Source organism: Rhodococcus sp. 06-235-1A, assembly GCF_002258785.1.
GTDB lineage: Bacteria > Actinomycetota > Actinomycetes > Mycobacteriales > Mycobacteriaceae > Rhodococcoides.
In genome coordinates this window covers 264,495-278,969 of the sequence record NZ_NOYI01000003.1, presented here as the reverse complement: position 1 = coordinate 278,969, position 14,475 = coordinate 264,495, and the positions used below count along the sequence as shown (strand labels likewise).

The following is a 14,475-nucleotide window of genomic DNA, read 5'->3' as shown; positions in this document are numbered from 1 at the left end:
GAGGTCAGACCTCCATCAGCTCGCCCTCTTTGCGCTTGACGAGTTCGTCCACGGAAGCGGTGTACTTGGCGGTCGTCTTGTCGAGTTCGTTCTCGGCGCGGACGACGTCGTCCTCGCCCGCCTCGCCGTCCTTCTGGATCCGCTTGAGCTCTTCCATCGTCTTTCGGCGCACGTTGCGAATGGACACCTTCGCGTCCTCGCCCTTGCCTTTGGCCTGCTTGACGAATTCGCGGCGGCGCTCTTCCGTCAGCTGCGGCACGCCGATGCGAATCAGGTTGCCGTCGTTGGTGGGATTGACCCCGAGGTCGGAGTTACGGATAGCGGTTTCGATCGGCCCCAGCTGGTTGGACTCGTACGGCTTGATGACGACCAGACGGGCTTCCGGGACGCTGATGCTGGCCAACTGCGTGATGGGCGTCGGCGCTCCGTAGTACTCGATGACGATTCGCGAGAACATTCCGGGATTCGCACGTCCGGTACGAATCGAAGACAGATCGTCACGTGCTACCGATACAGCCTTTTCCATCTTCTCCTCGGCATCGAAGAGTGCTTCGTCGATCACGGTCTGTCCTCCATCGTCTTCGTCTTCGATTCGCCCACGTTCCCGCCGGTGGCGGTCACGACGTGACCAGCGTTCCGATCTTCTCGCCGGACACGGCGCGAGCGATATTTCCCTGAATCAGCAGATTGAACACCAGCATCGGCATCTGATTGTCCATGCAGAGGCTGAATGCGGTCGCGTCGGCGACTTTCAGGCCCTGCTCGATCGCTTCCCGATGCGTGATGGTGTCGAACATCGTCGCGTCGGGGTCAAGACGCGGATCGGCCGAGTAGACGCCGTCGACTGCCTTGGCCATCAACAGCACCTCGGCTCCGATTTCGAGCGCACGCTGCGCAGCTGTGGTGTCGGTGGAGAAGTACGGCATTCCCATGCCGGCTCCGAAGATCACGACCCGACCCTTCTCCAGGTGCCTGCGGGCACGGAGCGGTAGGTACGGTTCTGCGACCTGACCCATCGTGATCGCCGTCTGCACCCTGGTGGCGACGCCCTGCTTCTCCAGAAAGTCCTGCAAGGCAAGGCAATTCATGACGGTGCCGAGCATGCCCATGTAATCCGAGCGTGATCTGTCCATCCCGCGCTGTTGCAGTTCTGCACCCCGGAAGAAATTGCCACCGCCGATCACCACAGCTACCTGAACACCGGTGGCCACCACCTCGGCGATCTGTTCGGCGACGTTGTTCACGACGTCCGGATCGAGACCGACCTGGCCGCCTCCGAACATCTCCCCACCCAGTTTGAGCATCACGCGTCGGAACCCGGGACGGTCAGGGGCCGGATCGGTCATAGCTCTCCTCGGTACTCGTCGAACACTACGGTTTACTCAACGATCATCCTGCCCTATCGACGCCTGGGTGGTGGACAGGGCTCCGGCGTGCGCGCGAACCTGCCCCGCACACGAGCGAGTCCTCACACAGGCGATGCCGCCCACTCGATGGAATCGAATGAACGGCATCGCCTCGGCCGAACCGGTACTCGTGACTAGCTGGCACCGACCTCGAACCGAGAGAAGCGCGTGATGGTGACGCCTGCCTCGTCGAGAATCGCCTTGACCGTCTTGTTGCCGTCCTGCACCGACTTCTGCTCGGTGAGCACGACGTCCTTGAAGAATCCGTTGACACGACCCTCGACGATCTTCGCCAAGGCCTGCTCCGGCTTGCCCTCTTCGCGAGCGGTCTCCTCGGCAATGCGACGCTCGGCGGCCACGAGATCCTCCGGGACCTCGTCACGCGTGACGTACTTGGCCTTGAGCGCCGCGATCTGCATCGCAGCTGCGCGTGCAGCCTCGCCCGCAGCGTCACCGTCACCGGTGTACTCGACGAGCACGCCGACCGCAGGCGGCAGGTCCGCGCTGCGCTTGTGGAGGTAGGTAGCAGTGTTGCCGTCGTAGGACACGACGCGACGCAGCTCGAGCTTCTCGCCGATCTTGGCCGACAGCTCGGTCAGCGCCGTCTCGACCGTCTTGCCGTTCAGGTCGAGCGCCTTGAGCGCGTCGACATCGGCGGGCTTGCCTGCTGCTGCCGTCGCTGCGACAGACGCGGCGAACGTCTGGAACTCGTCGTTCTTGGCCACGAAGTCGGTCTCGGAGTTGATCTCGACGAGCACTCCACCCTCGGCGACGACGAGGCCCTCGGCGGTGTTGCGCTCGGCGCGCTTGCCGACGTCCTTGGCGCCCTTGATGCGCAGGTGCTCGACGGCCTTGTCGAAATCGCCGTCGGTGTCGGCGAGCGCGTTCTTGCAGTCCATCATTCCGGAGCCGGTGAGCTCACGGAGCCGCTTGACGTCGGCGGCAGTGTAGTTCGCCATCTTGGGCGAGCCTCCTCAAATCCTGGTACGGGCGGGTACGAAATGCGATCACGGGTGCGCCGACGTGCTCACTGCAGAGCGAGCGCGTCGACCACCCTGACATACCGAAGCGGTCCCGGCCCACCCCACTTCGGTGAACCGGGACCGAATTCGATCAAGCCTGAGCGGCCGGTGCTTCCTCTGCTGCCGGAGCCTCGGCGGCCGGAGCTTCTGCAGCCGGTGCCTCTGCCGCCGGTGCCTCTGCCGCGGGAGCGTCGGCTGCCGGTGAAGCCTGCTGAAGCTGCTCGAGCTCCCACTCTGCGAGCGGCTCGCCTGCGCCGACCTCGGGCTTGGCGTCGGACGCGGTGTTCTGGCCCGCACGAGCCTGCACGCCCTCGGCGACTGCGGATGCGACGACCTTGGTCAGCAGCGCTGCGGAGCGAATCGCGTCGTCGTTGCCCGGGATCGGGTAGTCGACCACGTCGGGATCACAGTTGGTGTCGAGGATCGCGATGACCGGGATCTTCAGCTTGCGAGCCTCGCCGACAGCGATGTGCTCCTTGTTGGTGTCGACGATCCAGATGGCCGACGGAACCTTGGCCATGTCCCGGATACCACCGAGGGTGCGGTCCAGCTTGGTCATCTCACGCGTGAGCATGAGGATTTCCTTCTTGGTGCGTCCCTCGAAGCCACCGGTCTGCTCCATTGCCTCGAGCTCCTTGAGGCGGAGCAGACGCTTGTGGACCGTCTGGAAGTTGGTGAGCATGCCACCGAGCCAGCGCTGGTTCACGTAGGGCATGCCCACGCGAGTTGCCTCAGCGGCGATGGACTCCTGCGCCTGCTTCTTGGTACCGACGAACAGAACCGTGCCACCGTGGGCGACGGTCTCCTTGACGAACTCGTAGGCCTTGTCGATGAAGGTCAGAGTCTGCTGCAAGTCGATGATGTAGATGCCGTTGCGGTCGGTGAAGATGAATCGCTTCATCTTCGGGTTCCAGCGACGGGTCTGGTGTCCGAAGTGTGTGCCGCTGTCGAGCAGCTGCTTCATTGTTACTACAGCCATGGCTGAAGAACTCTCTTTCGATGGTGCGGTTGACGCAGAGTGTCGGTGACCTCTGCCCTGGCGGCCGCTGAAGTTGCCGGACCCGACATCACGAAGATCTCAGGACCGCCGACAACCGGTTCTCGTATCGGTGGTTCTGCCGAAGCAGTCGATGCGATGACGCGGACGCGCGAAGTCGACCCGTGCACGCACAGGCCGCACCGACGAGTGTAGACCTGCCGCGACCCCCGCCATAACCAGGGCCGACTGTCAAGGGATTCCGCTGCCTGTGGACAGAAGAATCGCTTGTCCACAATCGGTGTTCGCGTTCGTTTCGCGGCTCTGTTTCGCGAGATGGTCGTCGAGTGAACATCACACGGGTTCTGCAGGCAATCACGGTCTGCATCGCGGCCACGTTGTCGCTCTCGACTCCGGTGGCGTCGGCCGTACCGGGTGAGTTCGCCTGGCCGTTGCGGCCGAAGCCGCACGTCGTGACCCCTTTCGACGGTCCGGAGCACGATTGGCTGCCCGGGCACCGCGGTGTCGACCTCGCCGCAGAAGAAGGGCGATCGGTCCTGGCCGTCGCCGACGGCACGGTGGTGTTCGCCGGCACGGTCGCCGGCAAGCCGGTCGTGTCGGTGGATCACCCGGGCGGGTTGAGATCGACGTACGAGCCGGTGGTGGCATCGGTCGCAGCAGGGACCCGGGTTCGACGCGGCTCTGTGCTGGGCTCGGTGGCGTCGGGTCACGACAGCTGCTCGTCCACCTGCCTGCACTGGGGAATACGACGCGGTCGCGACTACCTCGATCCCACAGCGCTGGTACGTACGCGACCGATCAGATTGAAACCACTCGACGCCCCAGGTCGGTGACGGTCAGCGGGGCGGTCCGGAGTGTCTGCCCGACGCGGCGGGAAAATCGTCGGCCACCATCGCAGCCAGTTCGACGAACGCACTTCGCGTCTGAGGACGCAGCAGGTCCAGGTCGACCACTGCGCCTTCGGCGAGATGCTCGTCGAAGGGAATGACGAGAACTGCGCGGCAGCGTTCCAGGAAGTGCTGCTGCAGCAAGTTCATGTCCACTGCGGACGAGCCCGGCCGAACAGAGCTGATCACCACGACCGTGCGCTCCACCAGATGTCCGTAGCCGTGCAATTCCAGCCAGTCCAGGGTCGCCGCCGCACTGCGAGCACCGTCGACCGCCGGGGAACTGACCAGCACGAGGGCGTTCGCCAGCTGCAGCACACCGTTCATCGCCGAGTGCATGATGCCGGTGCCGCAGTCGGTCAAGATCAGGTTGTAGTACACCTGCAACATCTCGATGACGGCTCGGTAGTCCTCTTCTCCGAACATTTCGGACGCCGCAGGATCGCGCTCTCCGGCCAGTACTTCCAGTCGACTCGGTGACTGAGAGGTGTGCTCGCGAATGTCGGAGTAGCGCCGAATGTTGGGCGCGGCGGCCAACAGATCACGAACGGTCGACGCCGTCTGCCGCGGAACTCGTTCGCCCAGGGTTCCGAAATCGGGGTTCGCGTCCACTGCGATCACACAGTCGCCACGCAGCGACGCAAAGGTCGAACCGAGGCCGAGGGTGGTCGTCGTCTTGCCGACACCACCCTTGAGCGAGAGAAATGCGATTCGATAGTCGCCGAGTACCGGCTGCCGGATCCGCTCGACCTGGTTCCGGTACCGCTCCTCTGCCGTCGACTCACCGGGATTGATGACGCCACCGGTGAGCCGGTGAACGCCACGTCGCCATCCGGAGTTCGACGCGCGCTTGGGACGCTTGAGCAGCGAGTCGGCACCCAAGTCCTGGCTGTTCGGGCGATACGCGTTGGGTGCACCGGCCCACGGTTGCGGCGACCACCCGGTCGAGGGTGCCGGGAACTCGTCGGCAGGCGGCTGCACAGGTCGATACACATCGGGATGTACGGGCGGCGGACCCGGCTCGAGCGGAACCGGAGGGTTGTACCGCGGCGGAACGGTCCGCCGATCGAGCGAATCCGGTGTCTGCCATGGTGGTGGCTGCCGCGGCACCGAGCGGGGAGCGGAACTGTGCTCGGGCGATGCCGGGCCACCGTTGTCGTGAGTCCTGTCGGTACGCCCGCCGGACTCCTGATGGTCGGAGGTCGGGCTCTGACGGACATGCATCGACCACGGCTCCGAAGTACCTTGCGGTCGGTCGCGGTCCACGGTCCCCCGTATTCGGTGTAGTCAGTCGGTGTCGACGCTACCAAACGTAGCGCCGCCGACGCGCGACTCACGCTCGGGGGTGAGCCTGATCGTGCACGGCACGCAAGCGCTCCACCGATACGTGTGTGTAGATCTGCGTAGTCGCCAGCGAGGCGTGCCCGAGTAGTTCCTGCACCACCCGCAGATCGGCACCCCCTTCGAGGAGATGAGTCGCCGCAGAGTGACGTAGACCGTGCGGGCCGAGGCTGGGACTTCCGGGAACGGCGTCGAGCACCGCATGTACTGCCGTTCTGGCCTGTCGTTGGTCGAGCCGTCCGCCTCGCCGCCCCAACAGCAATGCGGCACCGGATCGATCACCGGCCAGTTCGGGCCTACCGCTGACCAGCCATTTGTCGAGAGCATCCGCTGCAGGCGCACCGTACGGCGCAGCGCGCTCCTTGTTGCCTTTGCCCACCACGCGAATCAGGCGACGCTCGGTGTCGACGTCGTCGACGTCGAGACCGCACAGTTCTCCGACACGCACTCCTGTGGCGTAGAGAAGCTCGACGACGAGCCGGTCTCGCAGCGCGATCGGGTCCAGCTCGGCCGCCCCCGATTCGGCAGCGGCCAACGCTTCGGCCGCCTGACTGTGGCGAAGAACACCGGGCAACGTTCGATGACTCGACGGTGCTGCCAGTCGTTCCGCCGGCCCCACCTCGACCGCTCCCACCCGTTCGAGCCACTTGCCGAAGGTTCGCGCGGACGACGTTCGCCTGGCCATCGAGGTTCGGGCCGAGCCGGCCGCCGAGTACGTCGCCAACCACGAGCGGACCGTTCGAAGGTCGAGGTCGCCAATACTCGCATTGGGCGTCGTCGCCGCGAGGTGCTCGAGGAGAGACCGGGCATCGGACACGTACGCGCGAATCGTGTGCTCGGATCGCTCTCGACCGAGTCGAAGGTGTTCGGCGAACTCCTCGACGTGGATGCCGAGGCGAGGCGGCAGCGAATCGGTCATCGTCTCAGCTTGGGCGCTTCCGAGCTGCGCGACAAACGGACACGCCGACCGAGAGCGGTCGCCACCGGCTCAGGCGTCGACTCCGGATTCGGCCTGCGCGAGTTCGCGCTTCCACACTCGGAACGTCTCCTCGGTGCGCCCTCGACGCCAGTAGCCCGAAATCGACGCCCACTCGGCGCCGACCCCGCGCTCCTTGCGGATGTACGGCCGGATGTTGTGCATGACGGCCTGCGCCTCACCGTGCACGAACACCTGTGCCTGCCCCGGCAGCCATTCCGTTTCCTTGACTGCGGCGATCAAGGGAGCGTTGTCGCTGGCCCGGTCGTCGCCCACCTCGTTCGAGGACGCACCCCGGTGAATCCAGGTGACGTCGACGACGGCGAGGGTCTCCATGTAGATCTCGTCGTGGCGGTCGGCAACTTCGATGAAAACCTTGGCGATGGCGTCTTCCGGCAGTGCCTCCACAGCCGCCGAGATCGCCGGAATCGCCGATTCGTCGCCTGCGAACAGATGCCAGTCCGCGTCCGGCCGTGGGGCGTACCCGCCGGACGGGCCGAAGAACGACATCTCGTCCCCCGGCTTCGCCCGGGTAGCCCACGGCCCGGCAACTCCTTCGTCGCCGTGCACCACGAAGTCGATCGCGATCTCGCGTGCATCGGTGTCGACGGAGCGAACGGTGTACGTGCGCATGATCGGATCGTCATCGGTTCCGAAGAACAGCTTGACGTAGGCGTCCGTCTCGTCGATCGCGTCGAAGTCGTCGAAATTGTCACCACCCAGATGAACCCGGTACATGTGCGGGGTGAGCGCCTCGGTGCGCAGGACGGACAGGGTGGTTTTCTTGCGTGGCACTTCGGACCCCTCTTCGAGCGAACGACGCCGATGCACACTGCACCGACTAAGCATTACCTAACACCCTACCGTCGAGGCTCGGCAACGTGGTGTTCATCCCCGGACCACGCGAAACCATCCGGTCTCGTCGCGGGCAACGAACCCGTCCATTTCGAGCACAGGCAGTGCAGCGCGCACCTTGCCGATCGGTACACCGGAGTATTCGGACAACTCGCGGCTCGACAGCGACCCGGTCGCCGGCAGCGCGTCGTAGATCAGCAAACCGGTCTCCGAGAGTGCATCCGTCTCGCGAAAGAGGTCGGGCCGTGACTCTTCCGGTGAGCCGAGAGCGCCGGCCTCGGCGACCACATCGTGCGAACTCGACACCAGAACGGCTTCACCGTCGCGGATCATGCGGTGACACCCCTTGGATGTGGGCGATGTGACCGGCCCCGGCACCGCGAGCACCGGACGCCCCAGTTTCGTGGCCCACGCCGCAGTGTTCCGGGCTCCACTACGCCACCCGGCCTCGACGACCACCACGGCCGATCCGAGCGCCGCGACGAGTCTGTTGCGGGCGAGGAAGCGATGCTTGGCCGGTGTGGTGCCCGGTGCGTATTCACTCACGACCAGCCCGCGAGTGGCTATCTGGCGCAGCAATCGAGAGTGGCCCGCCGGATACGCGCGGTCGACGCCACAGGCGAGCACCGCCATCGTCGTTCCCTCGACCCCGAGCGCCGCCCGATGTGCCGCCGCATCGATTCCGAAGGCCGCTCCCGAGATGACGGTCCAGCCGTCGAGTGCCAGATCGGCGGAGATTTCCGCGGTGACGTGATCGCCGTAGGGGCTCGATGCGCGGGTACCGACGATGGACACCGACCGTTCGGTGATTGCCGCTACCGGTTGGTTTCCCAGCGCCCACAACGCAATCGGTGGACAGGTATCGACGCCTGCGGTCAGCCCCGACCCGTCGAACCCGAGGAAGCGCCACGCCGGCCAGTCGTCGTCGTCGGGCGTGACCAACCGGCCGCCGAGTGCAGTGATGTGATCGAGATCTGCTGCCGCAGTGTCGATATGAGATCGCACCGCCAACCGCTCACCCAAACCACCGGCCCGCACCGCCGCAGCGGCCGACTCCGGACCGTGCGCGGCGGCATGATCGACCACGGGTCGCTGCGGGCCCTGCGCCACCCGGGAAAGATACGCCCATGCAAGTCGACGTTCGTCGTGCTTCATGCCACTCCCCTGTCACGGAATCCAGTGCGGCTCCGACTTCGTCGGCCCCGGGGACGGCACCGCCGGCGAGGTCGTTCAACGTCCATGCCACCGCGAACGCACGCGGGTAGCAGTTAAGGGGGTTTCTGAGCGGAAACTTAAGACCCTGTGCCAAAATTCCGTCTATGAGACTGGTGTGGGGCGAGGTGCGCGTGACACAACCGCTAAGTACCCACGTGTCTGACGCGCCCGTGGAGCGATGTGGCTGAACTAGTCAAAGAGCGTTCTCGACCGATCAGTCTTGCCGCAGGCGAACTGCTGGCTCTACGACAGTGGAGGTGGGATGCCGAAAAATTACAAGAGAGCGCAGAACTCGACTACGACTCCCAGCACAAGGAGAACGGTTCGCCGCCGAGTTACTACAGCATCTCTGTGTTCGCCATGGCGCGCGGGGACGATGAACAAGTGCCCGAATTGATTGAGCGGCTGACCACTCACGTTCTAGCCAAACGTAGCTCTGCTCACATGATGCTGATTACCGAGTCGGAACTAAGTGCAGGCGGTTTCACGTTAATTAAACATGAGCCTCCCGAACACCACTACGACATACCTGTGGGTACAGATCGGCGCGGCTTGAGGGTCGAAGACCTGGCCAACGCGTTCGGGCTTGACGAGAAGATTAGGATGCCTAGATGACGGTGGAATCGAACATGGGTGCACTGCGCGGTCTTGGTAGCGACCGGGTGGTCCGAGGATGGGCACAGGCTCTCGCGGGGTCCCGGGTGTCGTACCACGCATCGCAAAATGAGGCGGTCTACTTCGCACGAAACCTGATGGTTACGGGTGCGCATCACGAGATCACGCCCGACCTCAGCGCGAAGACCGCGCGAATTGAAGTTGACCCCAACCAGTTTGCCGGTCCTGACTCTGCTCTGACTGTGGTTAGACGATCACAATTCTCCCGCACCCCTTTCGTGGGCGAGTTCGTCGTGGCCGTCCAGACGGACGAAGACGACGGCGACTTTGTGGGTTCTGCAATCGTCACCGAGGTTGACGACAACTTCGATTTGGTCTACTTGCTCGTTGACTGGAAGGGGTTCAGCCACGAGGGCGTGAACGCTCACGCCCACGCTGCGGACAACGTGCGGCAAAACTATGCCGTTGTTGATTCATGGAAAAACTGGCATGTGAAAGACAAGTGGCCAGAACACCGAACCGATGATGCGAAATACGACAGCAACCCCGCGACGGGCCGCTTCCGAGAGTTGAGCAAGCAGTGAAGTTCACGACGTTCATGCTCGTCGAGCACACGACAGTTGTAAGCGGACTTGTCAATGTGCTCGGCGGCGGGGCATCCCACTTGAACAGGCCCAGCTACCCGGCCCCAATGGCCTTGTCACTCTTGTGCATGATTCAGCCCCCGCCTAGCTATCAGGGCGAGCCGATCCAGGTCCTGTTCACAGTGACCGAGGCCGACGGGGACGCTATCTACGCTCGACTTGAGGGTGAGTTCGGATTTGGTATTCACGCTGAGGCCGATCCACGCACGATGAATGCGCCGCTTGTGGTGGACCTTTCCGACGTCATGTTGCCAAAATCAGGCTTGTACCGAATCGCAGGCACGTTGGACAACTCCGCGTCCGTCGAGTTGTTCTTTCAGGTGAAAACTGTTGACGTGGCAGCTGCGGACACGCCGTTGCAGTGAGCCCTGACCCACACACCACCGCCCCGGTCTCACAGGAGAACCCGGGGCGGTGGTGTGTCAAAACCAGTTACACGACCCTCATAGCCATCCTCGCTGCTACCCCCTAGCAGCACCCGACGCCCACTTCGTCCGAATTGTCGGTGCCTGTCACTACAGTACAAACCGTCCGGTTCGACGATACGAAGGGTTCCAACATGGCGGTAGTCGTTTTCACCAGTGCAAACAAGTTCTCGTTCCCCAGTGGCGATTGGGCGCAGATTGCCGACGGGGGTCACCTTGCCGTCTACAAGGGAGGAACGAGCGCTAAGTCCGTCGTGGGCATCTTCCCCCCTGGCGGGTGGACTGAATACGTCGTGAGTGGTGAAGCCTCGGCAAAGATCGCTGGCAAGTACCAGACCATTTCAGTCGAGGTCACTGAATAACGTCTCACTAGGCAAAGCCCGCCCCGCCTTACTTGAGGCGGGGCGGGCTTGCACGCCGTGTGGACGACTACGCGGCCTTGAGAGCTACCTTGGCCACCGCCATGGGCTTGAACACGTCGACGTTGAACCGACCCTCGCACCGTGCACGCAGTTGGTTGCGTGCGAAGTCGTCACCGACCGACTCGGACCACTGCACGCGCACGCCTGCGTCGACGGCCACCGACAATGCAGTGGGATCGAACACGATTGCGGTGCCCTCGGGTACCGCGTTGGACACGGCCACGTTGAGGCCCCACAACTTGGTGTCGGCCCGAACGACCGGCAGCGCACTACCGAGGTCGGGTGTGCCGTCCTGGCGGCGTGAGAGTTCGATGCCTTCCCAATCGGTGGGGTTGAGGATGATCGACGTGGCGCGGAACCCGACCGACTCGATGCCGGTCAACGCACGACGTACCGAGGTGGTCGCGTCGACGGTGAACGCCACCGACTGCAACCCCGAGGTGTTGAGAATGCCGAGGATGCCCTCACCCTCGCCGGTTCCGTTGATGACGGCATCCTCGACGGCGAGCTGTAGGCCGTACTGCAACTCGTTGGCCACGAAAGTGTCGAGCGCCGAGTTATCGGAAATCCAGTAAGAGTCCAAGGGCTCACTGAGATGGGCGATTACCCGCAGGCGGGACTCGACGTTGGTCACGGTGTATTTCGACGTCGGCTTGAGCTGCCCGACGGCCACCTCGGCGGCGTTGTTCTCACGCGTGACCTGGCGCAAGTACTGGTAGATCACCGGTCGACTGCGCACCGGCAACACGTCCAGGGCCGACGTGCCCACCTTGCCGAGTTCGTAAATCTGATTGTCGAGGGGTGTACCCACGATGACGTCACCCGAGGCGGCAACCGCCTTTTGACCAAGAGTGTCGCCGCTGGCCATTTTCGTGGACAAGCCACGTGTTAGCGCCGCCGACTTGAGGTTGAGGCGCACACCGGTGTCGGTGGCACCGCCGCCGCCCCCGCCACTGCCACCGATACGCCGCAGGGCCTCCGCAGACTTGGTGGCCTTCTCGATTGTGGCGTCGAGACGGGTGAGTGCGTCGGCCCCCGCCTTGGCGGCCTCGATTGCCTCCGGGTCTGTGGCCTCGGGGTCGTCGAGTGACTTGAGTTCGGCCAACACCTTTTGACCCTCGGTGATGAGGGTCACCCGTCGGTCGACGAGGCTGCCCGCCGAGTTGTCGTCGGCGGCCTTGATTGCGGCGCGTAATGCGTCGAGCTTGATTTTCATGGGTGCCCTTAGGACTCACGGCCACACTTGTGGCACAACGGATTTGAGTGAATCCCCACGGCCCACCTATGCCCCCGCCGCCGATGCTGGCAACGTGACCCTTGCGTATGGCAGGGGTGCTGATGCCCACGGCCCGCCGATGCCCCCGCCGACGATCCGGCGTGACCCTTGCGTATGGCTTCGACCAACACACCGCCGACCCTACATGCCCAATCCTGTTGCCTGTCAACAGTATTGGGGTAACGCTACCCCTCGTGACACGGCGGTGACACCGCAGTGACGTCTACCGCCAATAGCGTTCGTCCCACCCCGGCGCGGCCTCGGGTGTCATCATCACCGGTTCGTCGTCGTCGAGGACTTCACCGAGGCACACAGGCACCTCGACGAGCGCCGGGGCATCGTCGGCCCGTTCCGCGTCGGTCGTCGCCTCACTCATTGGTTCCCCCATCGTCGTCGGGTGTCGGTAGGGCATCCTCGACGCTCTCGGCGTCGAAATCCCACCCGTCGGGTAGGTCGGGCTTGGCGGCCTGCGTGGCCCGTTTCGGCACCTCTCCGAACAGGTCACGGTGATAGCTGGCGCACAGGCCCTCGGGGCGGTCGACGTGCTTGCCCAACAGGGCCACGCACCGCTCGAAATCGCCTTGGTACCCCCATGCGATCTTGACCGCGCCGAGGCCCAACGTGGCCCACACGCGTGGATTGTCGGCGTTGGGGTCGGTGTTCTGGCCGTCGAACTTGAGAGCCAAGGCCGCCGCCTCGTACCGGCGCGCCACGTCGTCGACGGCACTCACGTCGTCGACCCGTAGGCGAACGGGTTGACCGCGCCGCCGTCGGCCATGGCCGCCGTGGTCTGCGCCGAGGCGTATGCCTTGGCTTCGGTTGCCGGTGACAACCCGAGTTCACCGGTGAGGCGGTGCACCTCGGCGCGGGCGTCGGCCAACAACTTGACCTCGGGGCGCACCACGCGTTTCGTCGTTTCGTCACCGGCACTGTTGCGCACGGTGACCCACTCGGTGCGGCCCTGTGTGGCCACGTCGGCGCGTAGTTCGTGGAACTCGGCCCACGCTGTGCAGTACCGCACGAGGACGCCTCGGTGCAGATCACCGGCCAACACGCGCAGCTTGTCGAGTAGTGGCACAACCCGTTTCCACTCGGCCTGCGCCTCACGAGGCAGGCCCTTGGGCATCGGCGGGGCCTCACGAGCCGAGGGCACGGTGACGACCTTGCGGCCTGCACTGTCCTGGCCGGGGCCTCGACCGCCGATCAACTTGAGGGCGGTGGGCTTAGCGGGAGCGGCCATGTGGCACAACCCCTTTCGGGTGGTCGTGGAAAGCAGAAACGCCGGGGCCGTTTCCACGGCGGCCCCGGCGTTCCTGTTGGGTGCGCAAGTACCCGACCTATCAACTTCGTCGAAAGAAATACACACCCCAACCATACCCGATGCCCATTCACTACACCGCATTTCCATTCATTGTGTCGTGACACTCGGTGCCGTCGCGTCGTCGGGCAGACTTGACATTGCGTGGTGCATGTGGATCACATTGCCGCGCCGATCTGTGCACGCCGATAAAGCCCGAGAGAGGGGGGTGCACCAGCTACGCGACACCAACAATTCCGACCCCACCCCCGCGAGAGCGGTCGAGAACGCCGAACCGACTGTGTGATTGTTGTCACATCATCGCCGACCGTGGCACCACGCGCCACGGTCGGTCTGGTTATGCATGTTTATGCACCGAGGTCGTCACCCTCTGGCCAAGGTGCCACGGCGTCGGGGCCGTGTTGCTCGACGAGGATACGCCGGATAGCCCTACGGGCCTCGTCCCTGGCCGCCAGTCGCCGTGCATCTTTGGCGTCGAACCGATCCTCACGCGCCGTGCCGCTGTACCCACGATCCAGCGCCCTACGTTCACGCTGCCGCTTGATCTTGCCGTCGAGGGGGTCGTGTGTACGCCGCGCCATGGTCACGCGTCCTCGACCATGTGCGTGGCGGCCAACTGTGCGTGCAACATGCGGGCCGCACCCTCGGCACCGTGAGCACGGCGCATGACCGCAAGGTATCGACGGGCCAAGGCCACGATGACCTCCCCGTGCGGCACGTTGCCGGTCGAGAGTTGGTCGACGGCCTCACCGAGTACGTCGGCGGTGGGGTCGTCGGCGTCGGCGGCGTTGGACATACCAAGGGCAATGAGTAGGCCGAGGCGGTCGGCCTCGTTGTTTACGGTGACGCTCATGGGTTGGTTCCTGTCGCTCGGTGGACCCGTCGGGGTCCGGTGGTTGGGTTGCCGGGGCCAATGCCCCGAGGCGGTCTCGTAGCCGGTGCCGTGGGCGGTGATCGACCGGTGCCAGCGCCCCACAATCGAGGTCGGGTTCTGTCGTCGAAAATCACTCGATGCCCCATTGCCCGCCCCCTATAGAGAGGGGGCGCGGGCACTTTTGGCGGGCATTGCCAGCGGG

Annotated in this window: 18 protein-coding genes; 4 read left to right on the top strand and 14 right to left on the bottom strand. The window is 64.4% G+C overall.

Annotation, left to right across the window (positions count from 1 at the left end; translation table 11 throughout):
- Nucleotides 1-4: 4 nt before the first annotated feature.
- The 4 genes from frr to rpsB form a co-directional block, all read right to left on the bottom strand.
- Entirely contained in the window at nucleotides 5-562 is a 558-nt protein-coding gene (gene frr, locus CH275_RS03180) for a ribosome recycling factor (protein ID WP_027496705.1), read from the bottom strand.
- Nucleotides 563-617: 55 nt separating this feature from the next.
- Complete coding sequence (pyrH, locus tag CH275_RS03175) at nucleotides 618-1,346, bottom strand: UMP kinase (protein WP_032397808.1); 729 nt, start codon at nucleotides 1,344-1,346, stop codon at nucleotides 618-620.
- Nucleotides 1,347-1,540: 194 nt separating this feature from the next.
- Entirely contained in the window at nucleotides 1,541-2,365 is an 825-nt protein-coding gene (gene tsf, locus CH275_RS03170; protein ID WP_094675034.1) for a translation elongation factor Ts, read from the bottom strand.
- Nucleotides 2,366-2,519: 154 nt separating this feature from the next.
- Nucleotides 2,520-3,407, bottom strand: coding sequence for a 30S ribosomal protein S2 (rpsB, locus tag CH275_RS03165; protein WP_094675032.1), 888 nt, complete (start codon nucleotides 3,405-3,407; stop codon nucleotides 2,520-2,522).
- A gap of 344 nt (nucleotides 3,408-3,751) precedes the next feature.
- Between rpsB and CH275_RS03160 the strand changes: the two genes are divergently transcribed.
- Entirely contained in the window at nucleotides 3,752-4,258 is a 507-nt protein-coding gene (locus CH275_RS03160) for a M23 family metallopeptidase (protein ID WP_094675030.1), read from the top strand.
- A 3-nt stretch (nucleotides 4,259-4,261) separates the two neighbouring features.
- On the opposite strand, the gene CH275_RS03155 is transcribed toward CH275_RS03160, so the two are convergent.
- From CH275_RS03155 to dprA, 4 genes are all read right to left on the bottom strand, one after another.
- Nucleotides 4,262-5,305 carry a MinD/ParA family ATP-binding protein gene (locus tag CH275_RS03155; protein ID WP_179275963.1) on the bottom strand — a complete coding sequence of 348 codons (1,044 nt, stop codon included), beginning with the start codon at nucleotides 5,303-5,305 and terminating at the stop codon, nucleotides 4,262-4,264.
- 340 nt (nucleotides 5,306-5,645) lie between these two features.
- Nucleotides 5,646-6,572, bottom strand: a complete 927-nt coding sequence (locus CH275_RS03150) for a tyrosine recombinase XerC (RefSeq protein ID WP_094675028.1) — start codon at nucleotides 6,570-6,572, stop codon at nucleotides 5,646-5,648.
- Between the two features lie 69 nt (nucleotides 6,573-6,641).
- A complete protein-coding gene (locus CH275_RS03145) occupies nucleotides 6,642-7,424 on the bottom strand; it encodes a siderophore-interacting protein (protein WP_094675374.1) in 783 nt (260 codons plus the stop codon).
- A gap of 93 nt (nucleotides 7,425-7,517) precedes the next feature.
- Nucleotides 7,518-8,639: a DNA-processing protein DprA gene (gene dprA, locus CH275_RS03140; protein WP_094675026.1), complete on the bottom strand. Its 1,122-nt coding sequence runs from the start codon at nucleotides 8,637-8,639 to the stop codon at nucleotides 7,518-7,520.
- 240 nt (nucleotides 8,640-8,879) lie between these two features.
- Between dprA and CH275_RS03135 the strand changes: the two genes are divergently transcribed.
- The 3 genes from CH275_RS03135 to CH275_RS03125 are packed head-to-tail and all read left to right on the top strand — an operon-like array spanning nucleotide 8,880 to nucleotide 10,323.
- Nucleotides 8,880-9,314 (top strand): hypothetical protein, encoded by a 435-nt coding sequence (locus tag CH275_RS03135; protein ID WP_094675024.1) that lies wholly within the window; start codon nucleotides 8,880-8,882, stop codon nucleotides 9,312-9,314.
- Nucleotides 9,311-9,898 (top strand): hypothetical protein, encoded by a 588-nt coding sequence (locus CH275_RS03130; RefSeq protein ID WP_143546673.1) that lies wholly within the window; start codon nucleotides 9,311-9,313, stop codon nucleotides 9,896-9,898. The genes CH275_RS03135 and CH275_RS03130 overlap by 4 nt, the downstream gene beginning before the upstream one ends.
- Entirely contained in the window at nucleotides 9,895-10,323 is a 429-nt protein-coding gene (locus tag CH275_RS03125; protein ID WP_094675020.1) for a DUF6941 family protein, read from the top strand. The genes CH275_RS03130 and CH275_RS03125 overlap by 4 nt, the downstream gene beginning before the upstream one ends.
- Nucleotides 10,324-10,812: 489 nt before the next feature.
- Here the strand turns inward: CH275_RS03125 and CH275_RS03115 are convergent, their stop codons facing one another.
- From CH275_RS03115 to CH275_RS03095, 6 genes are all read right to left on the bottom strand, one after another.
- Nucleotides 10,813-12,021 carry a phage major capsid protein gene (locus CH275_RS03115; RefSeq protein ID WP_094675016.1) on the bottom strand — a complete coding sequence of 403 codons (1,209 nt, stop codon included), beginning with the start codon at nucleotides 12,019-12,021 and terminating at the stop codon, nucleotides 10,813-10,815.
- 283 nt (nucleotides 12,022-12,304) lie between these two features.
- On the bottom strand, nucleotides 12,305-12,457 hold the full coding sequence (locus CH275_RS29350; RefSeq protein WP_179275942.1) for a hypothetical protein: 153 nt from the start codon (nucleotides 12,455-12,457) through the stop codon (nucleotides 12,305-12,307).
- Entirely contained in the window at nucleotides 12,450-12,812 is a 363-nt protein-coding gene (locus tag CH275_RS03110; RefSeq protein WP_094675014.1) for a hypothetical protein, read from the bottom strand. The genes CH275_RS29350 and CH275_RS03110 overlap by 8 nt, the downstream gene beginning before the upstream one ends.
- Nucleotides 12,809-13,321: a phage terminase small subunit P27 family gene (locus CH275_RS03105; protein ID WP_179275941.1), complete on the bottom strand. Its 513-nt coding sequence runs from the start codon at nucleotides 13,319-13,321 to the stop codon at nucleotides 12,809-12,811. The genes CH275_RS03110 and CH275_RS03105 overlap by 4 nt, the downstream gene beginning before the upstream one ends.
- A 425-nt stretch (nucleotides 13,322-13,746) precedes the next feature.
- Complete coding sequence (locus CH275_RS03100; RefSeq protein ID WP_094675010.1) at nucleotides 13,747-13,980, bottom strand: hypothetical protein; 234 nt, start codon at nucleotides 13,978-13,980, stop codon at nucleotides 13,747-13,749.
- Nucleotides 13,981-13,982: 2 nt separating this feature from the next.
- Nucleotides 13,983-14,252, bottom strand: coding sequence for a hypothetical protein (locus CH275_RS03095; RefSeq protein ID WP_094675008.1), 270 nt, complete (start codon nucleotides 14,250-14,252; stop codon nucleotides 13,983-13,985).
- Between the last annotated feature and the right edge of the window lie 223 nt (nucleotides 14,253-14,475).